We start from the raw sequence: 24,408 nt of genomic DNA, 5'->3' as shown, positions 1-24,408 counted from the left end.
ACTGACTTTGTGAAATATATTTCCTTGGAGGGTGAAGATATGAAATTAGCGATTATGGGACTAGGAAAAATGGGATTCAATCTAATGCAAAATGCACTAAAGCAAAACCACGAAGTTGTAGCTTATGATGTAAAGTTAGATCAAGTAAAACAGGCGGAAAAAAAAGGAGCCCACGGGGTAGAAACAATAGAAGAGACGATCAGATACTTAAATGATCAGAAGATTATCTGGATGATGGTTCCTTCAGGTAAGATTACAGAAAACTTGATCACTGAATTAATCCCTCATTTGAGTGAAGGAGATATATTAATTGATGGTGGAAATAGTCACTACAAAGATACGGTTAGAAGATACTCCAAGCTCGCTGAAAAAGGTATTTCCTATATAGATGTCGGTACGAGCGGAGGAATGGAAGGTGCTTTAGAGGGAGCCTGCATGATGATTGGTGGAGACCGCCCAGTTTTTGAAAAACTAGAACCGCTATTCAAAGATCTATCCGTAGAAAATGGGTACCTCTATACGGGAGAATCCGGTAGTGGGCACTTCCTTAAAATGATTCATAATGGCATTGAATATGGAATGATGCAATCAATTAGTGAGGGATTCGATATTTTAGAAAAAAGTCCTTATGATTTTGACCATGAAAAAGTAGCACACGTATGGAATCATGGTTCTGTTATTCGCTCTTGGCTAATGGAATTGATGGAATCGGCTTTCTCTGAAGACCCTAAATTAGATCAAATCAAAGGTGTCGTTCAGGCATCAGGAGAAGGCAAATGGACAGTAGAAACAGCAATGGAACTAGAAACGGCAGCACCAGTTATTGCGTTGTCCCTCATGATGCGAAACCGCTCTTTAGAAACGGATTCCTTTAGTGGGAAAGTGGTTGCTTCTTTAAGAAATCAGTTTGGTGGCCATGCGGTAGAAAAGCAACAAGGATAATGAAAACGGATTAATCTTAATTTGTGTTCACTTAGAATCAGGGGTATAGTTATACATGAAATCAAGTAATCAGTAGGCATATTGAAGTGCATTTGGAAAGGAAAGTCAGTGTGGACACATATATGATGGGTGTCGATTTAGGGACAACAAGTACAAAAGCTGTCCTGTTCGATCAAAAAGGTAAAGTCAGAAGTCAGTCTACGGTAGAGTACCCTTTAAACGTACCAGAACCGGGAGCGGCTGTTCAAGATCCAACAGAAATACTAGAAGCTGTAAAACGTTCAATCAAAGAAGTCATGGATAAAAGCGGGATTTCCAAAACGTCATTAAAGCTCATTTCATTTAGTGCTGCCATGCATAGCTTGATTGCGATTGATGATGAGGGATTACCCTTGACCCCTTCAATCACTTGGGCGGATCAAAGAAGCGAACCTTACGCAGAAGAGATCAAAAGCCAAACTGGATTAGAACTCTATAAAAAAACGGGTACACCAATTCATCCGATGTCCCCGTTAACGAATATTTTGTGGATCAGAAAAGATCAACCAGAGATTTTTAAACGAACAGCTAAATTTATCGGGATAAAAGAATATGTTTTCAATATATTTTTCAAGGAATATGTTGTCGATCATTCCATTGCTTCCGCAACAGGATTGCTCAATATGTATACGCTCGACTGGGACGAAGAAGCTCTAGAAATTGCAGGGATTGATTCTAATTATTTATCTCGACTCGTTTCGACAACGACACAGTTTAAGGGACTCAATGCAGAGCTTGCAGACGAAATGGGGATTGATCCTGAAGTGCCTTTTATCATTGGAGCAAATGATGGCTGTCTAGCAAATTTAGGGGTAGATGCCGTTATGCCAGGAGAAGTTGCGATTACGATTGGAACAAGTGGGGCTATCAGAACTGTTACAGACAAGCCGATTACGGATGAGAAAGGAAGAACCTTCTGTTATGCGCTGACGGAAAATCACTGGGTCATCGGCGGTCCCGTTAACAATGGTGGAATGGTATTGAGATGGTTGAGAGATGAATTTTGCACTGAAGAAGTACAGAAGGCGAAAGAACTGAATCAAAACCCGTATGACCTGATCACAGAACGAATGGATCAAGTAGCTGCAGGATCTGAAGGTTTACTGTTTCACCCTTACTTATCAGGAGAAAGAGCCCCTTCCTGGAATGCGAATGCTAGAGGATCATTTTTCGGACTGGCGATGCACCATAAGCGCGACCACATGATGCGTGCGGTCCTTGAAGGGATCAATATGAATATGTATATGGTCTTGCTGGCGCTAGAAGAATTGATTGGAACACCGAAAGAAGTTCGTGCTACCGGTGGATTCGCCCATTCAAACGTTTGGAGACAAATGGTCGCAGATATCTTTGGTCACGAAGTTCACGTTCCAGAATCAGTAGAAAGTGCCTGCTTAGGTGCGGCAATTTTAGGATTATTTGCGATTGGAGAAATCGATGATCTTTTTGAAGTGAAGAAAATGGTCAAGACAAAATCAATCAATCACCCGGATAAAGAAAAAGGACTCGTCTATAAAGAATTATTACCTATATTTATCCGTTTAAGTCGATTATACGAGCAAGAGTATCAGTCAGTTGTAGCGTTTCAAAATAAGTATGCAAATCGAGAATAGTGAGAAGAAAGAAATTGAGTTAGATATATTGCTTTGAATATAGAAGGATTAAAAGTCAGAAGTTGTTGCTCATCTATATTCGTTTAGAGAAGTATAAATCGATAATAGACTGATTGTCATGTTAAGCTAATCTTGAAAAAAACAATAAGGAGGAAACAGCATGTGGTGGATCTATTTGCCTATCATTGTTGGGGTGATTTTAGCAATTGTTTTACCGATTATTTATCGTAATCATAAAAAGACAGACAAGGGATTTCAGTTTGTGTATTACGGTCTTTCCTACCGTAGAAAATTTATTCGTACATTATGGATAGCTCCTTTGATTGTGTTATCTATTTGGATTATCCTTTATAGCGACGTATGGTCACAATCAGTAAGCATTGCCTTAGTAACGATAGGTGTTATTGGATACTTTGCTCAACTAGGATATAATTATTATAAAATGAAACAAGCAGAGAACACCTAAACCCTTGAAAGACTGACCTAGAAATTTTTGTAACCAAACAAGGTTACGACTTTATAGGTCTTTTTTATTAGTTAACCATCCAGGTTAAAAAGATAATGATGTAAGGAAAACGAATAGCGTTAATTATAAGTTATAGCGACAGTATTTTAAATATGCTAAAATCAACTGGATAAAACGATGGTAAAAAATCAGTGTGCGCTCATGCTAGGTGATCAGTGATCAACCATCAGAAATGAGATGATTCTATTGCCAACATTAAGTGATGTGGCAAAAAAAGCCAATGTTTCTAAAATGACCGTTTCTCGAGTCATCAATCACCCTGAAAGGGTAACAGAAGAATTAAAAATTATGGTCCATGCCGCAATGAAAGAATTGAACTATAAACCAAACGTCATGGCAAAAGCATTAGCTGAAAACCGTACACAAATTATCAAACTATTAATACTGGAAGAAATGGATTATGTAGAACCTTATTATATGCAATTGCTTGTAGGTATTGCGAACGAATTGGAAAAGCATTCTTATGGACTTCAATTAGTAACCAAGCGCAATACTCAAATTGGAGATTCAGATGGGTACATTGTATGTGGGATGAGAGAATCGGATTACAAATGGCTCAACACACTCGATAAACCAATGGTATTATTTGGTGAAAATACCCATGGATATGATTTTGTCGATAGTGATAATCAAAAGAGTATTGAAAAAGCAGTAGAGTATGGCGTGCTTTTAAATTATGAGACTATCGTATTCATTGGTATGGACGTCAACGAACCGTTTGCGTTATCTAGAGAAAAAGGCTACCGGAAGGCTATGGAAATATATGGTTTAAAGCAACAAGTTGTAAAATTAGAGAATCGATCACGATTTTCAGCGACGTTTATTAGAGAAAATTGGCAAGAATTCAATTCGAATACTTTATTTATTTGTGCAACAGATCGATTAGCTTTAGGAATCAGCAGAGAATTGCAAGAACAAGGCGGTAGCATTCCAGAAGAGTATGGGATTATTGGACACGACGGTGTGTTTTTGGATCAAATTGCTTATCCATTTTTGACGACCTTGAAACAATCACTCGACGAAATGGGTGCGGCTGCAGTACAGTTAGTATTAAATAAAATCAATGCTGGTGGACTTCCTCAAGAAAATGCGATTTTTGAGACGGAATTAAAACTAGGAGGCACTACGCGAGAACCGTCCGTTTAGATGATTCAAAATAGGATGAATTCAGGACCAGAGCACATAAGCTCTGGTTTTTTTCTGTTATCGGTAACATTGAAGATTACCTTGTTTCTTTTAAGGCAGATGCTAGAATAATAATGAAACCGCTTCACGAAGGAGGGCTTTAAGTGACGAGTAGTCGAATAAATAGTGGAGAAGTCATCTATCAGGTGTATCCAAAAAGTTTTTTGGACACGAATCAGGATGGTATCGGTGACTTAAAAGGTGTCATCCAAAAGCTTGATTACATTCAAGAATTAGGAGTAACGACGATATGGTTGAATCCAATTTTTAGTTCTCCACATGTGGATAATGGTTATGATGTCTCTGACTATTACACCATCGATCCACAATATGGCAGTATGGAAGTAGTAGAGTTACTAATTGAGGAGGCGCACAAAAGAGGACTTAAAATCTTGTTTGATCTTGTATTGAACCACACATCTTCCAAACATAAATGGTTTCAGGAAGCGTTGAAAGGACCGGACAATCCTTACCGAGACTACTACATATGGAAGGAAGAAGAGCAAAAGGGAAAGCTACCAAACAACTGGAAATCTTTTTTTGGTGGATCTGTTTGGGAGAAAGAATCTGAAACAGGTGACTATTATTTTCATCTGTTTGACAAAGAAATGCCAGATTTGAATTGGCAAAACGAAGTGGTTCGTAAAGAAATGATCAAAATAGCAAAGTTCTGGCTAGAAAAAGGCATTGACGGATATAGGCTTGATGCGTTTATTCACATGGAGAAAGAGCTCGGATATCCTGACGCCCGATATGCGGATCCTGGTCAACTGGTTAGTGCAGAAGAATTTTTTGCTAATTTACCTCAAGTAGATGACTATCTGAGAGAATTTTCTGCAAGTATTAGAGAAGATTATCCAGATGCTTATTTGCTAGGTGAGGCAGCATCCGCTGACCCAGAAAGAGCGGTCAAGTATACCTTTCCTAAAGGAGAAGCCTGTGATTCGATTGTCTCTTTTAAATATTTCCCAATGGATACGACAAAAAAAGACGACCGATTTCCTTTAGAAAATCAAGAAGGGAAGTTAAACATCATAGCCTTTAAACAAGTTATGGATGAATGGCAGAGAAAAGTTGGAGAAGTCAGTGAGATGACGCTCTATTTGAACAATCATGACATGCAAAGAGCGATTTCCAGATTAGGAGATCCCACTGAATTCAGGGAAGAAAGTGCCAAAACACTTGCGACAACAATGTACTTGCAAAGAGGTGTACCCGTTCTTTTAAACGGTGAAGAAATCGGAATGAAGAATTTAGAATTAAAGCGTTGGGAGAATACACGAATTGAGCATATTCATGAAGTGTATGCAACGCTTTTGGACAGAGGAATCACTGAAGAAGAAGCACAAAACTATTTGGGCGCACTTAGTATCAATGCTAGTAGAGGAGCTATGCAGTGGTCAGATCAAATCTATGCGGGCTTTTCTACTGTGGAGCCTTGGAGTGGAGTCAATCAGGAAATAGCCTACAATGTGGCTGCTCAAGAAACAGATATAGACAGTATTTTGACCTTTTATAAACAACTCATTCAACTGAAAAAAACAGCTCTATTCACACATGGATCTTACGAGATGCTCGTTTCCAAAAGCCCAATCATGGCTTACCGTCGACAATTTGAAGAAGAACAAGCAATTGTCATCTCGAATTTAAGTGGAGAGCCACAGGAGAGTTTGCTAGATCTAACCGATTTTAATAATCAAGACAGTACGTTAAGTGTTGGAAACAACACCTATAATAATGGAAAAATTGTCTTATCACCTTATGCTTCACTTGTTATTAAATCAGACTATAAAGGGAGTTAATTAAATGAACACAGCAGCTTTATACCACCGAACTGAAAGCGAATATGCCTACCTATACGAAAAAAATCATTTCCATATCCGCTTGAGAACACAAGCTGGAGATGTCGCTCATGTCGAACTATTGAGTGGAGATCCTTACACGATTGACGCGGATAAATGGTACGAAAACGGTAAGGAAATGAAGAAAATAGCCAGTACTAACTTACATGACTATTGGCTGATTGATACCCACGAGCAAACTAATCGAATGTCTTATGGATTTCATGTGACTGGTCAAGACGGGATTGAAGTATTCTATTCTGATCAAGGTGTTTATCCCTATGAAGAAGCCTTTTTACAAGAAGCGAGCTTTTACTTTAGAATTCCTTATATCCATGAAATTGATGCCTTTAAAGCTCCAGAATGGGTAAAGGAAACAGTTTGGTACCAAATTTTTCCAGATCGTTTTGAGAATGGCGATGCATCTATTAATCCCGAAGACACTCTGCCTTGGGGGCATAAAGAAAATCCGTCCAGAGACGATTTCTATGGTGGAGATTTAAGAGGCATCATCGATCGACTGGATTACCTAGAAGATCTTGGTATCAACGGTATTTATTTGTGCCCAATTTTCAAGGCGTCTTCTAATCATAAATACGACACCATCGATTATTACGAAATTGATCCTGCCTTTGGAGATAAAGAAACGTTCAGAGAATTAATCAGTAAAGCCCACGAAAAAGGCATCAAAATTATGCTGGATGCAGTGTTCAACCATATGGGATGGCATTCTCCGCAATGGCAAGATGTGCTGAAATATCAAGAAAATTCAAAATACACAGACTGGTTCTATATCCACAATTATCCAGTACAAAATCTCGGAGAGTTGACGACGGATGAAATGGAAAACGTTGGACGAGTGAATTATGAAACCTTCGCTTTTACAGGACATATGCCGAAGCTAAACACAGCGAATCAAGAAGTTCAGGACTATTTATTAGACATCGCAAAATACTGGATAGAAGAGTTCGATATTGATGCTTGGAGATTAGACGTGGCAAATGAAGTAGATCACTTCTTCTGGAAAAAATTCTTCAAAGAAACGACAGCGATTAAAGAAGATATATATATTTTAGGTGAAATCTGGCATTCATCGCAAAACTGGTTAAACGGAGATGAGTTCCACGCAGTGATGAATTATGCTTTCAATGATAATATTGAAAATTACTTTTTAAAGAAAATCATCTCACCTTCACGTATGGTATCTGGATTGAATGCACAGATGATGTTATATAGACAACAAACTTCTGAAGTGATGTTCAATTTGTTGGATTCACACGATACTCCTAGGTTGCTGACAAAAGCGAAAGGAGATAAGGAACTAGTCAAATCGGCTCTATCTTTTATGTTTGCACAGTCAGGGACACCTTGTATTTATTACGGAACAGAAATTGGGCTTTATGGGGATATGGATCCTGATTGTAGAAAATGCATGGTTTGGGATGGCTCACTTCAGGATCAAGATATGCTAGAGTTTACCAAAAAATTGATTTCCTTCCGTAAAAATTATCAAAACATTCTAACTTATGGCGCAACGAATTGGAACGATGTTAGAGATGATGAGCAGTTGATCGGATTTAAACGCACTTTAGGGAATGAGTCATTAATATTCTACTTCAATCAAGACAGAGACGATGCTTTTCTAGACTCGGTTCCAGTAGAGGCAGAATTATCTTTAGAAACAGGCACAGTTCATTATGATAATCAAACAGTCCTTCATGAAAATGGCTTTGTTGTCTATTATCATTTAGACACAGAAGCTGAAAAGCGCGAGCGTATAGAGCAAAAACGCCAGCGTACAAAAGAAAGAATGAAACAATTAAAAGTGTTACCTTCACACTTGGTTAGAAATTAATTACTAGGGTAAAGGAGGAGAAATGTTGAATAAACAAGCGATCTATCATAAAGCGAATAGTTCGTATGCTTACATGAAAGATATTCAAACGATGTGTCTAACCATTCGAACTGCGCGAGATATTGAGTGCGTTTATTTGCTGACAGATCATCCAGATGGCTGGGTAAAAGGATCAGAAGGTTACTATTGGAAAAAAGAAAAAACGAAAATGCAATTACTCTTTCAAACAACCCTTTATGATTATTGGCAAATCGAACACCGTCCGTATAATCATCAAATGCGCTATGGATTTATACTAGAAACTCATGAAGAAAGGGCTCTATATATTGAACGCGGCTGGTTTTCTCCAGATGATGTATTTATAGAAAATGATATCAATAGTTATTTCGCGTTTCCTTATTTACATGAATCTGAAGTATTTCAAGCACCAAAGTGGGTTAAAGAAACAGTCTGGTATCAAGTTATGCCAGACCGTTTTTATAATCCTGAAAATATTTCTTGGGGAAGCAAAGAACAACTGGGCCAGTACGATTTTCACAATGGAACACTAGAAGGTATACGAAAAAAATTGCCGTATTTAAAAAATCTTGGAATCTCAGGGATTTACTTAACGCCGATTTTTCAAAGTCCGACTGCACATAGATATGATACAGAAAACTATTTTGAAATCGATCCAAGACTAGGAAATAAGGAGATATTCAAATCGCTCGTTGACGACGCGCATAGATTAGGGATACGAATTCTACTGGATGGTGTTTTCAATCATATTGGAGACCAATCTGTATACTTTCAAGACGTTTTAAAAAATGGCGAACAATCAGCCTACAAAGACTGGTTTTATATTGAACAATTTCCGCTGGAAAGCGTTGAGGGAATTCGTTTAGATACGCATTACCGTCATTTCACACCGAATATGCCTAAGTTGAACACACTGAACAAAGAGGTACAGAAATATTTGATAGATGTTGCGTTGTATTGGGTGGAAACCTTTGGGATAGATGGCTGGCGTCTTGATGTAGTCAATGAAATTGACCATGCCTTTTTAAGATTATTGAGATTACGTTTAAAAAGTGCGTACCCAGATTGTTATATTGTTGGGGAGATTTGGCATAACGCAGATTCTTGGCTTTTGGGCGACCAATTAGATGGTGTGATGAATTATCCATTGGGGAAACCGATTCTTGAGTGGGCTGCTGCAGGAAGAATCTCTACAGCTGATTTTCAAGAACAATTTGTACAGTCTCTATTGCAATACTCAGAGAATGTTCAACAAGGTATGCTGACATTGTTAGATAGTCACGATGCACCGAGATTGTATGAGTATACTGGTTTTGACCGAAGCAAAACAGAACTGTGTCTCACTATGCTTTTTCTACTTCCAGGTTCTATTTGTTTGTATTATGGAACAGAAATCGGTATGGATGGTGATGAAGACCCTGAAAATAGAAAACCGATGCAATGGACGAACAATCAAGCGGTGGATTTCAAAGAACACATTCAGCTTTTATCCAAGGTCAGACAGGCGGAGCAAGAACTATTCACAGGAAATCGGTTTACTTTTCTTGAAGTTCAGAGCGATATATTAGCTTTAAAAAAAGAAACAGAAAGGCTCTCTATCTATCTTCTAGTCAACAAGTCTAGCGAGCAAAAACGAATCGAATTGAGTGAACTAAAAGGTAGAAAAGGGGAAAATATTCTTTTGCAACACTCACTTACTTTAGGCGAGGGTGTCTCGCTACCGCCAGAATCACATGTTCTTTACAAATTTGAAAAGGGTTGTTCTTAAATAGTTATAAAATACTGATACCGGTAACATAAAGAAAACGGTTGCAAAGATTTAGTAATGAAATATAATTGAAAATGTAGACAGGTACAGAAAGTAAGAGGAGGAAAAATTAGATGATAAAATTTTATAAATTAGCAATGGCAGGTTCAGCAGCACTATTACTCGCAGCATGTGGAAATGGATCAGATAGCGGTTCAGGTTCACAAGGCGAAACAGAAGGTGAGGGTACAACAACTGGTGAAATCGGGGGTTCAATCGAAGTTGGGGTTGGAGAAGATTACGTAGAATTCGTTGAAGCAATTGCTCCAGCATTTGAAGAAGAGTATGGTGTTGAAGTTACCGTATCTGAACGAGACATGTTCGATACATTAGAAGCGGTGCCTCTAGATGGTCCAGCAGGGTTATCTCCAGATGTACTTTTATCTCCGTATGACCGAATCGGTGGAATGGGTCAACAAGGTCATTTGTCTGAAATGACACTTGTAGATGATGGACGATATGATGAAACAGATCAACAACAAGTAACCGTTGATGAAACTGTATATGGTACACCATTCGTTATTGAATCGCTTGTTCTTTTCTATAATAAGGATCTGATGGATACAGCACCAGCAACATTCGATGAATTGGAAGCTCTTACAGAAGATGAGCAATATGCTTTCTCAGGACAAGCGGATACAAGTACAGCATTCCTTGCAAATTGGGTAGACTTCTATAACTCTTACGGATTGATCTCCGGGTTCGGCGGGTACGTATTTGGAGAAGACGGTGAAGATACTGCTGATATCGGATTAAATTCACCAGAAGCAATTGAAGGAATTGAATACGCACAACAATGGTTCAACGATGTATGGCCAGAAGGTATGCTTGATGTAACAAGTGCCGGTGATTTCATAGATGATCAGTTTATCCAAGGCAATGCAGCAGCTGTGATCAACGGACCATGGGGGGCAGCTAATTATAGAGATAGTGGCGTGAATCTCGGCGTAGCAGCCATCCCGACATTACCTAATGGGAATGAATATGCTCCATTTGCAGGTGGTAAAGGGTGGGTCGTTCCTTCTTACACTGAAAACTACGAAACAGCAGCAGCGTTCGTAGATTTCATAACAAATGAAGAAAACATGATGATACTCTATGATGAGTACACTAACGAAATTCCTGCTAATCAGAATGCTCGTAATACAATCAATGAAGCTGGAGAAGATGAATTAGCAGTAGCTGTAATCGAGCAATATAACAATGCAGTACCAATGCCAAATATTCCCGAAATGGCTGAAGTTTGGACAGGTGCTGAATCAATGATGTTTGATGCAGGATCTGGAAACAAAACAGCTGAAGAGTCAGCAAACGACGCAGTTCAAATTATCCAAGACAACATTGAACAGAAATATTAATCTTTAATAGAAGACTAGATGATTCGGCAGAGATAGTAGGATGATCTCTGCCGTTTTTATCATTGAAAGGGCGTGTAACAATTGAAGAATAAGAAGAAAGATAAGATTGTACTTTCTAATCAAGAGCTAAAAAAAATACGCACTGCGACATGGCTATCCATTATTCCAGGACTTGGTCAGCTTTATAATAAACAATTGGTTAAAGGAATCGTGTTCTTAGCAGTATTCGTTGGAGCTGTCATTGAACTCCTCTTGTTTGGAGCAGGAGCTATAGAAGGTCTCATTACTTTAGGAACGATTCCAAGAGAAGACCATTCATTATTCCTGTTAATTGAAGGAACCATTCAAATTCTCCTTACCATTATTTATTTAGTTTTTACAGCAGCAGTCATGATGGATGCGCATCGTGTTGCTAAGAAAAGAATCATCAGTCCGAACACGGTAAACTATACCATCAAAGATACAGCAATTAGTGTATTTGAAAATGGATTTCCTTACTTACTAACCATACCCGCTTACTTGGTTATGATTTTTGCCATTGTATTTCCGGTATTGGTAACCATATTTATTGCCTTTACAAACTACAACTTTCAAAATGTACCACCAGCGAATATTGTCGACTGGGTTGGATTCGAGACGTTTAGTAGCATTTTTACACTAACGACTTATCGAGACACGTTCTTTGCAGTTTTCTCGTGGACGATTATCTGGACACTAGCAGCAACCACTTTACAGCTCGTTATTGGTGTATTTACAGCACTGGTTTTGAATCAACCCCACATTCGGTTTAACCGATTCTTTGGTGTCATTATGCTGTTACCTTGGGCAGTTCCAGCGTTTATTACTATTTTGACTTTTTCAAATATCTTCAACCCAAGTGTTGGAGCAATCAATACGCAAGTTATCCCGTTCTTTAACCAGATCATTCCGTTCCTTGAAATTCCTGCAATATCTTGGAAAACAGATCCATTCTGGACAAAGATCGCAATCATTATGATTCAAGGCTGGGTCGGCTATCCTTATATCTATGTTTTGACATCAGGCATTTTACAGTCTATACCAAATGACTGGTATGAAGCATCTGTTATTGATGGCGCAACAGCTTTACAAAAATTCAGACATATCACAATGCCACATATTTTCGCAGTGGCTGCACCCATCTTTATCACACAATATACAGGAAACTTTAACAATTTTAACTTGATTTACCTGTTTAACGAAGGTGGCCCCGGAAGTGTAGGAAGCGGAGCAGGATCGACAGATATTTTGATTTCGTGGATTTACAAGTTAACGACCGGAACGTCTCCACAATATAACATATCAGCAGCCGTGACATTAATTATTTCTGCAATTGTTATTACGATTTCAATGGTTATTTTCAGTCGGACACGTGCTTTTGAAATGGAGGATTAACATGAAAAAAGCCAAACGAATTAAAACACAGAAAAATTCTCGTTTCTGGAATAAATTCTTTTCTTATGCGTATCTAATCGGGATGTCGATCGTTATTATTTACCCTCTTTTGATCACTATTACTTCCGCGTTCAGAACAGGGAATATTATGGCTTTCGATTTGAATTTCTCAGGACCTTGGTCTCTGGCAAATTTTTCAAGATTATTTAATAATACGCTTTATGGTACTTGGTACTTGAACACCTTAAAAGTTGCCGGAACTACCATGATTATTCAGGTAGCTGCGATTACATTAGCGGGTTACGCGTATAGTCGTTATCGTTTCATTGGAAGAAAACAAAGTATTAAGTTCTTCTTGATTATTCAAATGGTTCCAACAACAGCGGCTTTGACTGCTTTCTACGTTATGGCACTCCTTGTTGGTGGGCTGAACTCACACTGGTTCTTAACGGTTATTTATATCGGTGGGGGGATACCTATGAACACCTGGCTCATGAAGGGGTATTTCGATACTGTTCCACTGGAGTTAGACGAATCAGCTAAATTAGATGGTGCCGGACACTTGAGATCTTTCTGGCAAATTATTCTTCCACTCGTTAAACCGATGATCGCTGTTCAAGCGCTTTGGGCGTTTATGGGTCCTTTTGGAGAATATATGTTAGCAAGGTTCTTACTCAGAACACCTGAACTCTATACAGTAGCGATTGGCCTACAAACTTTTATCAGTAATCCTAGAGACCAACGTGTCACGTTATTCGCTGCGGGAGCCATCTTAATTGCTTTACCAATCTGTATTTTGTTCTTCTATCTACAAAAACACTTTGTATCTGGATTAACAGCAGGTGGAACGAAGGGTTAATGTACAAAAAATGATTTTAAAAAGTAGGAATGAATATGAGAACAGACAGCTTTCCATTAAATTATTTTACGAATATTTTTACACCTAAGCGTGCCTTTTTCAATCGTCATGCGATTGGATGGCCAACCATTGTCATCGTTCTGATCTTTTTAAATGCACTGATCACGATTCCAGTTTCATTGAACTTTGCGCAGACAGACACAATTGGTGTTGAACAGTTTTATCCAGAAGCTTTCGGATTAATCGATGACGAAGCTGCAGAGGCGCTTTCTGAGCTTCCTGTAGAAGGAGGCCAATTACTTATCGAACAATCTACACTTCAGACGAAAGAAGACGGGGTGATGCTCATTGATCCTTTAGATGATCCTTTGCTCGACAGTGATGTCGCTATAGCATTTGGTCCAACGGAGTTCACAATCAGAGAATATGCACAACCTGAACTAAAAGTACGTTATACAAAAGACTTTTCGGTGGAATCTGCTTCAGTAGAAGAAGTGAAAACGGAGTTGAATCGACAATGGAGAGTGAATAATCGTGTCTATATCGTAGCAGCATTAACTTTTTTAATTTCATGTATGACTTTTGCTATGTTAATCGTATTAACCCTGGGCTCAGCGCTATTTCTTTATTTCACGAAAAAAAGTCATTTAACTTCAATAACCACCTATAAAGAGTCTGTTGCAATTATTCTTTATGGGTTGGGACTACCAACGATTTTAGCTTTACTATATGGATTAATTCAGTTCGATATTATCTGGATGATGACGATTCAAACAACAGGACTACTCATTATGCTAGTTCTAATTTATTTTAAAACACAGTTCAACGATAAAAGAGATCAAACTAGAGTACAGGAGTGAATAGATTAAATGGAGAGACTATTTGGAATTGACCCATGGAAACTGACTTCAGATACAGTGGGAGAGAATAAAAGGCTGCAGGAGAGTCTGACTTCTATTGGTAATGGGTATATGGGTTTAAGAGGAAATTATGAAGAAGGCTATTCTGGAGATTCGCATATCGGAACCTATATTGCTGGTGTTTGGTTCCCAGACAAAACAAAAGTTGGCTGGTGGAAAATCGGCTATCCAGACTATTTTGGAAAAGTGATCAACGCAACGAACTTTATCCCAATCGATATTTATGTGGATGAACATAAAGTAGACCTTGCCGTTGATACCGTTGAGCAGTTCAAAATAGAACTAGATATGAAAGAAGGCGTTCTAAGACGCTCTTTTAAATGGAAAAAAGAGCAATTAGAAATCTTATTTCACTTTACGCGATTCGTTAGTGCGCATACTAAAGAACTTGCCGTTGTTAAATTGGAAGCAGAGATGCTTTCTGGAGCAGCTGAAATTACGTTGATTCCACATTTAGATGGTAACGTGACAAATGAAGATAGTAATTACGAAGAACAATTTTGGATCGAACTTGAAAAAGGGCATCAACCACTCCCTTTCTTACAAACGAAAACAAAAGAAAATCCCTTCGGTACAGAGCGATTTACCGTTACAACAATGATGCATAATCAATCAAAAGCAGAATCGAAAGACCTTGAAAAAGAGCAGTCCATGTATGTTGGTGAGCGTTTCTTCTACAAGCTTGAAACGGGGGAGCAGTTAGAATTGACCAAATGCATAGCGGTCGTAACAAGCCGGGATGTAGAAGCTGAAAAACAAGTTCAACAAGCTGAGCAAATTTTACAAGATGCTACAAATAAAGGATTTCAAAAAGTTTTAGAAGAGCATTTAGCTGAATGGGACATACGATGGAATAATGCAGATGTTCAAATTAGTGGAGATGATGCAAGTCAGCAAGGCATTCGGTTCAATATCTTCCAGTTATTCTCAACGTATTACGGAGAAGACCCAAGACTAAATGTAGGTCCAAAAGGTTTCACAGGTGAAAAATACGGAGGCGCTACTTACTGGGATACAGAAGCTTGTATTTTGCCGATGTACTTATCGGTTACAAATGAAGAGACCTTTAGACAATTACTGGTTTACCGCCACAATCAATTAGAACAAGCTTACGAGAATGCAGCAAAACAAGGGCTTAAAGGTGCGTTGTATCCAATGGTGACATTCACTGGAATCGAGTGCCACAATGAATGGGAGATTACTTTTGAAGAAATTCACCGTAACGGAGCAATTGCACATGGTATTTTCAACTATACGACGTATACAGGTAATGAAGACTACCTGTTAAACCAAGGTGTGGATGTGCTTGTAGGAATTTCTAGATTCTGGGCTGATCGTGTTCACTATTCTGCTAGAAATAAACAGTACATGATTCATGGTGTAACCGGACCAAATGAATATGAAAATAACGTTAGTAACAACTGGTATACTAACACAATGGCAAAATGGTGTCTGAATTATACATTAGAAACGTTAACCAAAGTAACCAGTGAGAAGCTTCAAGAGTTAAATATCGGTGAAGCAGAACAGAAACAATGGAAAGAAATTGCTGAAAAAATGTATTTGCCTAAAGACGAAGAGCTCAATATCTTCGTGCAGCATGATTCATTTTTAGATAAAGACTTGAGACCGGTTGACACACTGGACCCGTCAGAACGCCCAATCAACCAGAACTGGTCTTGGGACAAGATTTTAAGATCACCTTTTATTAAACAAGCAGATGTCTTACAAGGGATTTATTTCTTGAATCACAACTATAGTCAAGCTGAGAAAGAACAGAACTTTAATTTCTATGAGCCACTAACGGTTCATGAATCTTCTTTATCTCCATTGGTTCATTCCATCCTAGCCTCTGAACTCGGCAAAAAAGAAAAAGCATTTGAAATGTATGAAAGAACAGCAAGATTGGACCTTGATAACTACAACAATGATACAGAAGATGGACTTCATATCACTTCCATGAGTGGAGGTTGGTTGTCAATCGTTCAAGGCTTTGCAGGTATGCGAACTCAAACAGGAAGCTTATCGTTTGCTCCGTATTGTCCAGATCAATGGAATGCATATGCCTTTAAATTGAATTATCGAGAAAGGTTGCTCAGTGTAACAGTTGAAAAAGCAGCTGTGACTTTTCGCTTAGAAGCGGGAGAAGTACTGGATTTTGAAGTATTTGGTAAGCCAGTCACGCTGGAAGATTCTGTAACGATAGAAATTCAATAAATTAGAACAAGTTGAAATAATTTGATAATGCAAAGTCAAAGATTGAGGAGATTGAAATGATTAAAGGTCTTGTTTTAGATTTGGACGGTGTGATCACGGACACAGCGGAATATCACTATCTCGCTTGGAAATCGCTAGCAGAAAAAATTGGAATTAAAATCGATCGTGTCTTTAACGAGCAGTTAAAAGGTATCAGCCGTACGGAATCTTTAGAATTAATTTTGAAACATGGAGAAAAGGAAAAAACCTATACAGAAGAAGAAAAACAGGAACTGGCAACGAGAAAAAACGAAGAGTACAAAACCTTTATTGAAAACATCACCCCAGCAGATCTTTGTCCAGGGATGGAACAATTGCTAATGGATGCACGGGAGATGAATATCAAATTATCGGTAGCCTCAGCAAGTAAAAATGCACCAACAATTCTTGAACACTTACAAGTCAAAGATCAGTTTGTAGGGATCGTTGATCCTGCTAGCTTGAAACAAGGAAAACCTTCTCCTGAAATTTTCCATAAAGGTGCTGACTTGTTAGGACTGTCACCTGCTGAGTGTATTGGTATTGAAGATGCAGAAGCAGGCATTGAAGCCATCAACCGTGCAGGGATGTTTTCTGTCGGTGTTGGCTCAAAAGAGTCAATGAAAGCTGCTGATTATTTTGTTGAACAGACAGCTGAACTTGATTTAAAGACATTAGTTGAAAAAGCGGAAGCTCATTAAAACAATTTTGAAGGAAGTGAAGATGTGAAGTGGTGGCAAAATGCAGTAGTCTATCAAATTTACCCTAGAAGTTTTCAAGATTCAAATGGAGACGGCGTAGGTGACATCAGAGGCATCATTCAACGTTTAGATTACCTAGAAGAATTAGGGGTTGATGCAGTATGGTTAAGCCCAGTTTATCAGTCTCCAAATGATGACAATGGTTATGATATCAGTGACTATCAAGCAATTCATCCAGAATTCGGAACGATGAAGGATATGGACGAATTAATCGAAGAAGCAAAAAAGAGGTCCATTCGTATCGTAATGGATTTAGTAGTCAATCATACAAGTGACGAACACGAATGGTTCAAAGATGCTAAAAGTGGCGTAAATGCTAAATATAGAGACTATTATATCTGGAGAGATCCAGTTGATGGTAAGAAACCTAATGATTTAAAATCCACTTTTAGCGGATCAGCGTGGGCCTTTGACGAGAAGAGTCAGCAGTATTATCTACACTTGTTCAGTAAAAAACAACCAGACTTAAATTGGGAAAATCCCAAAATGCGTCAGGATATCTACGATATGATGAACTTCTGGCTTGAAAAAGGTATTGGCGGGTTTCGAATGGACGTTATTGATTTGATCGGAAAAGTACCAGATGAAAAGATCACAGATAAGGGTCCAAGATTACATGAGTTCTTACAAGAAATGAATCGAGAGACGTTTGGGCAGTACGACGTCATGACAGTTGGTGAGACTTGGAGTGCGACACCTGAAAATGCAAAGTTATTTTCTGGAGCGGATCGGGATGAACTGTCTATGGTTTTCCAGTTTGAACATATCACTTTAGATCAAGAACCTGAAAGTAAGTGGGCACTCAAAGAGCTCGACTTAATAGAGCTGAAAACTGTCTTATCCAAATGGCAGACAGCGTTAAGTGAGTCGGCTTGGAACAGTCTGTTCTGGAATAATCACGACACACCTAGAGTCGTTTCAAGATGGGGAAATGATCAAGAATACCGTGTGGAAAGCGCAAAATGTTTCGCAGTTCTACTCCATTTGATGAAAGGGACGCCTTACATTTATCAAGGTGAAGAGATTGGAATGACGAATCGTCTGATAAAAGATATCTCAGAAGTCAAAGATATTGAAAGTATCAATATGTACAAAGAAGAACTTGAAAACGGGAAACAGTCAGAAGATGTGTTAAACGCCATTAACCATAAAGGTCGAGATAATGCTCGAACACCCATGCAATGGAATGACAAAATGAATGCTGGCTTTTCAAAAGGAACACCGTGGATTGCGGTCAATACGAACCACGATAAAATTAATGTCGAGCAAGCACTAGCTGATCAAGAATCAATTTTTTACACATACAAAGAGTTGATTCAATACAGAAAAGAAAATGAAACAGTCGTTTTAGGAGAATATAAATTATTACTTCCAAATCACCAGCAAATATTTGCTTATGAAAGAACGCATAAAGGCAATAAAGTCATCGTCGTAGCGAATCTTTCAAAAGAATTCGTATCGATTGAATTGCCAGAAACATCGGAAAAAGCCAGTATACGATTCAGTAATTATAATAGAAAACAAGCTGACTCAACTGAATGGACATTAAAACCGTATGAATGTTTTGTGATAGAAAACGATAATCAGTAACGTTTATTAAAAAAAACCATCTAGATTTAATTGAATCTAGATGGTTTTTTTGTCTGAAATATGAAGTATATTTTTAAATGAACATTTGAAATAAGATGAATACTAATAGGTATTTATACATCGTGATTAGATAGATAATTGATAAGAAATAATAAAAGAACCTCGTAATTTACGTTTTGTATAGGTATACATAAAAAAAGTGCATAGATATAAGTGATCCAAAATTATATGAATAATTAGAAATTATAATATACAATTTAAATGTATATTATTTCTGTAAATCACGTTTGTATACAATTTTATATTTATTATATTGCATAATTATTTATATGATGGTATGATTCTTTTCAACACCTCTTATAAAACAAGAGGTTGGATTATACGGAAAGTATACAAATACATTGATCTTAGTATCAGGGGAGACAAACAGATGAAGAAATCGTTTAAAGCATTTATAGCCTTTTTTATTTTGGCAGTAACACTTCTAGTCCCGACACAGTCGGTTTACGCGGAAGATGGTTCATTAGACCGTGTACAAGAGAAGGGACAACTTGTTATTGGTACAAGTGGAGATTTCCCACCGTTTGAATTCTATGCAGAAGTTGACGGTGAACAGCAAATCGTTGGTATGGATATGTCAATCGCTCAAAAAATTGCGGATGATATGGGTGTCGAACTTGTCATCAGAGATATGGAATTCGATAGTTTAATTCCGGCTCTTGAAGCCAACAATATCGATATGATTGTTGCAGGAATGACACCTACGGCAGAACGTCGGCAAAGTGTAAACTTCTCTGATATCTATTACCAGACATTCCAGAACATCATGGTTCAAGCGGAAGACAAAGGTATTTATGATTCCGTAGAATCTTTAAGAGGTCAAAAAGTTGGTGTTCAGACAGCTTCGCTGCAAGAGCAATTGGCAGAACAAATTCCAGATGTTGAATTAATGCAATTGGGGAACATTAATGACTTGATTCTAGCTTTACAGACAAACCGTATTGAAGCCATCGTGATGCAAGGGCCAAACGCAGTGGCTCACGCTGAAAATGACAATACACTATACACATTCGAAGGAGACTTTGAATTAGATGAGCAAGACCAAGGTTCAGCGATTGCCATGCGCATTGGAGAAGACTCTCTAGCAGCAGCAGTCAATGAAAGTTTAGGAGAAATCTTAGACCAGAATCTGATTGAAGAATATCTTGGAACGGCTGGAGAATATATGGCGGGTACATCAGAAGAAGATGTATCTGACAATTTTCTAGGCACTTATTGGACATACTTTGCTGATGGAATGTATGTGACAATTCTGATCTCAGTGATCAGTGTATTAGTAGGGATGGTACTTGGTTTTATTTTATCTCTCATGAGACTGGCGAAAAACTTCGTGATTCGTTTCCTTGCATCTTCTTATGTAGAATTTATTAGAGGAACACCTTTGATGATTCAAGTCATGTTCATCTACTTTGGTGCAGGCGTGTTCTTTGATCTTCCAGCACTGACAGCAGGGATCATTGCAGTTTCACTAAACAGTGGGGCATATATCTGTGAGATTATCCGTGGTGGGTTGAATTCGGTCGACTCGGGTCAATCTGAAGCAGCTCGTAGTTTAGGAATGAGTAAAAACCAAACAATGCGGTATATCTTATTCCCGCAAGCATTAAAGAACATCTGGCCAGCGCTTGGGAATGAATTCATTACCATTATTAAAGAATCGTCAATTGTATCAGTTATTGGTGTCGGTGAGCTAATTTTCCAAACAAGAATCGTTCGTTCTGCATCTTTCAAGGGAATTTTGCCACTGTTTGTAACGATGATGGTCTATTTCTTCCTGACATTTACGTTAACGAAAATCTTGAACTATTTTGAAGGGAGAATGAATCATGATTAGTGTGAAACATTTAAAAAAATCATTTGGGAAAAATGAAGTTTTAAAAGATATCAATGAAGAAATTAATCAGGGGGAAGTTGTTGTTGTTATCGGTCCTTCTGGTTCCGGGAAGTCAACATTCTTGCGCTGCTTGAATTTATTGGAAGAACCTACTGATGGGGAAATAGTATTCGAGGGCACACCGTTGACTGGATTAAAAGAGCAGGATTTGAATCAATTGCGTCAAAAAATGGGGATGGTTTTCCAACAATTTAATTTATTCCCGCATATGACTGTACAGAAAAATCTAATGATTTCACCGGTACAAAGTAAAGGAATAGATAAATCTAAGGCAGAGGAAAAAGCTGGTCAATTACTTAAGCAAGTAGGCTTAGGCGACAAGTTAGAAGCTTATCCATCTAGTTTGTCTGGTGGACAAAAGCAGCGTGTGGCGATTGCACGTGCTTTAGCAATGGATCCTGACGTCATGCTGTTTGATGAACCGACTTCGGCTCTGGATCCTGAGATGGTAGGAGAAGTTCTGAACGTTATGAACCAATTGGCTAAATCGGGGATGACCATGGTTGTTGTAACGCACGAAATGGGATTTGCAAGAGAAGTAGCGGATCGCGTTTTGTTTATGGATGATGGTTATATTGTTGAACAAGGCACACCGGACGAAATATTCCAGAATCCTCAACATCCAAGAACAAAGGATTTCTTAGCGAAAATTCTTTAAAAATTAATCCTTAACTAGAACGAAGGGCACCAAAAACACCTTAGAAACTTTACCTGATAAAGTTTCTAAGGTGTTTTTTAGCGTTTCCATCGTAATAGCTTAAATTAATCTATGACGCTCTAATGCAATGGCGATACCGTCAGAATTGTTTGATGTCGTCACTTCATCTGCAACAGCCAGCAATTGTTCACTGGCATTTTCCATTGCAATACCGTAACGGACAGCGGCAAACATCTCGACGTCATTATGACCATCACCAAAGGCCATTGTGTGGGCTTTATTTTCGTTCATGTAATGCAGTACGTATTCTATAGCGGTTTGCTTATGAATATTTTTAACGCCAACTTCGCCACTTTCTTCACCGAAAGCCGGGACTGTTGACGGAATAACTTGGAAATCAGAACTGAATCGATCAAATATATTTTGAAAAGGAATCGTCTGGTTAACAAAACTTAGTTTATTAATGTGATCATAATCAATCTGACTCTCGTCTTCAATCAATAAATCCGTGAACCATGTAATTGCTTTGAGTGCTTCCGGACCTTTATCAGGGTTGTCTCTTAACGTCATTTCGTTGAGTAAGTTTTTCAAGTTTGTACTTGCGAAGAGACCATCGTTAGATTCTAGGTAATACTCTACTTTATTTTCTTTTAAATAAGACACTAAATCGAGTAGTCCTTCTTTTTCTAGAACTTTGTGGAAGACAACTTTACCATCGACTTCGCAGTATCCTCCGCCTGCTCCGATAATACCGTTAATCGGTAAAGATAAAACTTCGTCGGTTAACTCTGCTTTCGATCTGCCTGTGCAGATAAAAAAGCGGTGGCCATTTGCATGTGCTTTTTGAATTGCTTCTTTAGTGCGTGTAGAAACGGTCCCTTCTGAAGTACAAAGTGTTCCATCTACATCTAGAAATATTAATTGCTTTTCCATACGTTCACCTCTTCGTCATATGCTTACTTTAAGTATTAAATAGAAAATAATTTTTCAAATCTTTGAATACTTACTACACAATCGTAAGCTATTCTCTATAAGAGTTCAACTGAATCAAAAACTTTAAGCAAGATAAACACTTTTAAATCTATAAAAATTATAAATATTCGTATTCAATTCCAATGCAAGTATTGAATAGAGCATTGACCGTTAACTCCCGAAAACCGCATGATGTCAAGGGGGAAACGAATCGTTGCCCCCTTAAAAGAGGATAGTTCTTTCTTCTGAGTAATAGAGAGATATAATAAAAAATAAAAGGGGGATAAAAATGAAAACAGTATTATTAGCGTCCATTTGGGCTATGGGTTGGGGTGCACTTTTGATGAATCAATCAGTCGAAGCCAGCGAAGTTTTTTCATATGATATGCAAGTTGGAGGAGAACAGTCTGCTTATATAGAAACAGAATCAGGTACTGATTTATTGGTAACAATAGTTGAAATCGATGAGCCCCTACAAAGACAATCTTTCGATAGGCTTAGTTCATCATTAGCGCTAGAAAACAAAACTTACTTAATAAAAGGTTCGCTGCCACTGTACTGGGATGCAAGTTATAAGATTACGGTAAATAATCGACTCATCACTAGAGCATTCGAATCTAAAGTCACACCATTTTCTGGAAAAGTATTGCAAAGAAAACTGATCAGAGAAAGTTCCAATAAAAGAGCACGGCTAGAGTTTAAAGTCAGTCCTTTAATCGGGACGGACAAAAGTGGAACATTGATTTCGACGATTAGTGGGAATCAACTCATTATTTCAAAATAAAAAAACTACTCATACACAGAGTTTGGAAGACAGTAGTGTATAAGCAGTTAATTTGTTTTAAACGTCGTCAATTAGAAATATTTTCATCTTTAACGGATTCATCAACCTGAATATTTTCAAGATCTTCATCTAAAAGAATCACTTCGTAATTGGTAAACCAGCCAAACTTAGCACCAAAATAGCCATAAGTTTCAAGTGATACTAATAAGAGAGAAGCAATAATAGCTAAAGCATAATAAACACGTTTTTTCTTATAAGAATAAGCCAATAACATAATTGGAAAAGATAATAGAAGCGTCGCTGGATGAATGACTATAGGAAATAGAGAGATCAAACTCATCATCATAAAATGACTATCTAGTGATTTTAAGCGAATGTTCAAACGGTCTTTTAAAGACGGACTAGAGAGATTACTTTCTTTCTCGACAGGTTCGGTTATGTAGGTTTCCTCAGCTACAGTATTCAAAGGTGGAGCTTGTTCTAAGACAACCCCAGTAGAAATCGGTTCTAAATCAGGTTCTAGATCGGCTGAATCACTTAATAAGTTATCTATTGAAATATTGAAAAAACAACCAATTTGTTTTAGCGTTTCATGATCCGGCTTACCAAGACCACGTTCCCATTTAGAAATAGCTTGACGCGTGACATAAAGCTCATTTGCAAGCGCCGTTTGTGAATAGCCTCCATTCAGACGCAACTGTTTGAGTCTTTCTGGAAATTCCATCATAATCACCTCCTTATTTACTGATTATTTTACTATATAGATTAATGCAAGGAAAGGCTTTGTTCTGTTCTTTTCAGTTTATATTGAACAAATATGACTTTTTGTTTTATTTGACGATTCACTTCAAAATAAAGAGACTGGGTCACTCCTTGATAAAGTAAAATAGTTGTCACAGTAAGTCGAATTAGTGGAAAATGGTTTTTAAAATTTAACCAATAAAACGTTGATATATCAAGTGTTTTAAGAGGGGCAACGAAGCGTTGCTCCCCCTATTCGTTTCGTTTGTGCATAATCATAATTAGATACAATAATGACTAATGATAATAATTGAAAAAATGATCCAGAAAGGACAGA

General features: G+C 37.9%; 19 protein-coding genes. 17 read left to right on the top strand and 2 right to left on the bottom strand.

What is annotated here, in order from left to right:
* The first annotated feature begins 24 nt into the window (after positions 1–24).
* The 16 genes from gnd (at position 25) to ACFP65_RS03440 (ending at position 21,574) form a co-directional block, all read left to right on the top strand.
* Positions 25–942 (top strand): phosphogluconate dehydrogenase (NAD(+)-dependent, decarboxylating), encoded by a 918-nt coding sequence (gene gnd, locus ACFP65_RS03515; protein ID WP_379915926.1) that lies wholly within the window; start codon positions 25–27, stop codon positions 940–942.
* Positions 943–1,052: 110 nt separating this feature from the next.
* The gene (gene gntK / locus ACFP65_RS03510; RefSeq protein WP_379915924.1) at positions 1,053–2,594 is read left to right on the top strand and encodes a gluconokinase; all 1,542 of its coding nucleotides are present in this window, start codon (positions 1,053–1,055) and stop codon (positions 2,592–2,594) included.
* A 160-nt stretch (positions 2,595–2,754) separates the two neighbouring features.
* Entirely contained in the window at positions 2,755–3,060 is a 306-nt protein-coding gene (locus ACFP65_RS03505; protein ID WP_379915922.1) for a hypothetical protein, read from the top strand.
* Positions 3,061–3,306: 246 nt separating this feature from the next.
* Positions 3,307–4,266, top strand: coding sequence for a LacI family DNA-binding transcriptional regulator (locus tag ACFP65_RS03500; RefSeq protein ID WP_379915920.1), 960 nt, complete (start codon positions 3,307–3,309; stop codon positions 4,264–4,266).
* A gap of 143 nt (positions 4,267–4,409) precedes the next feature.
* Positions 4,410–6,107, top strand: a complete 1,698-nt coding sequence (locus ACFP65_RS03495; RefSeq protein ID WP_379915918.1) for a glycoside hydrolase family 13 protein — start codon at positions 4,410–4,412, stop codon at positions 6,105–6,107.
* Positions 6,108–6,111: 4 nt separating this feature from the next.
* Positions 6,112–8,001: a glycoside hydrolase family 13 protein gene (locus ACFP65_RS03490; RefSeq protein ID WP_379915916.1), complete on the top strand. Its 1,890-nt coding sequence runs from the start codon at positions 6,112–6,114 to the stop codon at positions 7,999–8,001.
* A gap of 25 nt (positions 8,002–8,026) precedes the next feature.
* Positions 8,027–9,787 carry a glycoside hydrolase family 13 protein gene (locus tag ACFP65_RS03485; protein WP_379915914.1) on the top strand — a complete coding sequence of 587 codons (1,761 nt, stop codon included), beginning with the start codon at positions 8,027–8,029 and terminating at the stop codon, positions 9,785–9,787.
* Positions 9,788–9,900: 113 nt separating this feature from the next.
* Positions 9,901–11,184: an extracellular solute-binding protein gene (locus ACFP65_RS03480; protein WP_379915912.1), complete on the top strand. Its 1,284-nt coding sequence runs from the start codon at positions 9,901–9,903 to the stop codon at positions 11,182–11,184.
* 105 nt (positions 11,185–11,289) lie between these two features.
* The gene (locus ACFP65_RS03475) at positions 11,290–12,597 is read left to right on the top strand and encodes a sugar ABC transporter permease (RefSeq protein WP_379915952.1); all 1,308 of its coding nucleotides are present in this window, start codon (positions 11,290–11,292) and stop codon (positions 12,595–12,597) included.
* A 1-nt stretch (position 12,598) separates the two neighbouring features.
* On the top strand, positions 12,599–13,456 hold the full coding sequence (locus ACFP65_RS03470) for a sugar ABC transporter permease (RefSeq protein WP_379915910.1): 858 nt from the start codon (positions 12,599–12,601) through the stop codon (positions 13,454–13,456).
* Positions 13,457–13,491: 35 nt separating this feature from the next.
* Positions 13,492–14,316 carry a DUF1189 family protein gene (locus ACFP65_RS03465; protein WP_379915908.1) on the top strand — a complete coding sequence of 275 codons (825 nt, stop codon included), beginning with the start codon at positions 13,492–13,494 and terminating at the stop codon, positions 14,314–14,316.
* A gap of 9 nt (positions 14,317–14,325) precedes the next feature.
* Entirely contained in the window at positions 14,326–16,593 is a 2,268-nt protein-coding gene (locus ACFP65_RS03460) for a glycoside hydrolase family 65 protein (protein ID WP_379915906.1), read from the top strand.
* Positions 16,594–16,649: 56 nt separating this feature from the next.
* Positions 16,650–17,312: a beta-phosphoglucomutase gene (gene pgmB, locus ACFP65_RS03455; RefSeq protein WP_379915904.1), complete on the top strand. Its 663-nt coding sequence runs from the start codon at positions 16,650–16,652 to the stop codon at positions 17,310–17,312.
* Between the two features lie 24 nt (positions 17,313–17,336).
* Positions 17,337–18,962 (top strand): glycoside hydrolase family 13 protein, encoded by a 1,626-nt coding sequence (locus tag ACFP65_RS03450; protein ID WP_379915902.1) that lies wholly within the window; start codon positions 17,337–17,339, stop codon positions 18,960–18,962.
* Positions 18,963–19,392: 430 nt separating this feature from the next.
* Entirely contained in the window at positions 19,393–20,856 is a 1,464-nt protein-coding gene (locus tag ACFP65_RS03445) for an ABC transporter substrate-binding protein/permease (RefSeq protein WP_379915901.1), read from the top strand.
* Entirely contained in the window at positions 20,849–21,574 is a 726-nt protein-coding gene (locus tag ACFP65_RS03440) for an amino acid ABC transporter ATP-binding protein (protein ID WP_379915899.1), read from the top strand. The genes ACFP65_RS03445 and ACFP65_RS03440 overlap by 8 nt, the downstream gene beginning before the upstream one ends.
* 99 nt (positions 21,575–21,673) lie before the next feature.
* Here the strand turns inward: ACFP65_RS03440 and ACFP65_RS03435 are convergent, their stop codons facing one another.
* Positions 21,674–22,507, bottom strand: a complete 834-nt coding sequence (locus ACFP65_RS03435) for an HAD family hydrolase (RefSeq protein ID WP_379915897.1) — start codon at positions 22,505–22,507, stop codon at positions 21,674–21,676.
* Between the two features lie 328 nt (positions 22,508–22,835).
* Here ACFP65_RS03435 and ACFP65_RS03430 point away from each other — a divergent pair, with 328 nt between their 5' ends.
* Positions 22,836–23,330, top strand: coding sequence for a DUF5626 family protein (locus ACFP65_RS03430; protein ID WP_379915895.1), 495 nt, complete (start codon positions 22,836–22,838; stop codon positions 23,328–23,330).
* A 67-nt stretch (positions 23,331–23,397) separates the two neighbouring features.
* On the opposite strand, the gene ACFP65_RS03425 is transcribed toward ACFP65_RS03430, so the two are convergent.
* Entirely contained in the window at positions 23,398–24,057 is a 660-nt protein-coding gene (locus tag ACFP65_RS03425; RefSeq protein WP_379915894.1) for a helix-turn-helix domain-containing protein, read from the bottom strand.
* Positions 24,058–24,408 lie beyond the last annotated feature (351 nt).

Source organism: Marinilactibacillus sp. GCM10026970 (assembly GCF_042660675.1).
Classification (GTDB): domain Bacteria; phylum Bacillota; class Bacilli; order Lactobacillales; family Carnobacteriaceae_A; genus Marinilactibacillus.
The sequence above is the reverse complement of the archived record's forward strand: the minus strand, read 5'-3'. Positions and strand labels throughout refer to the sequence as shown.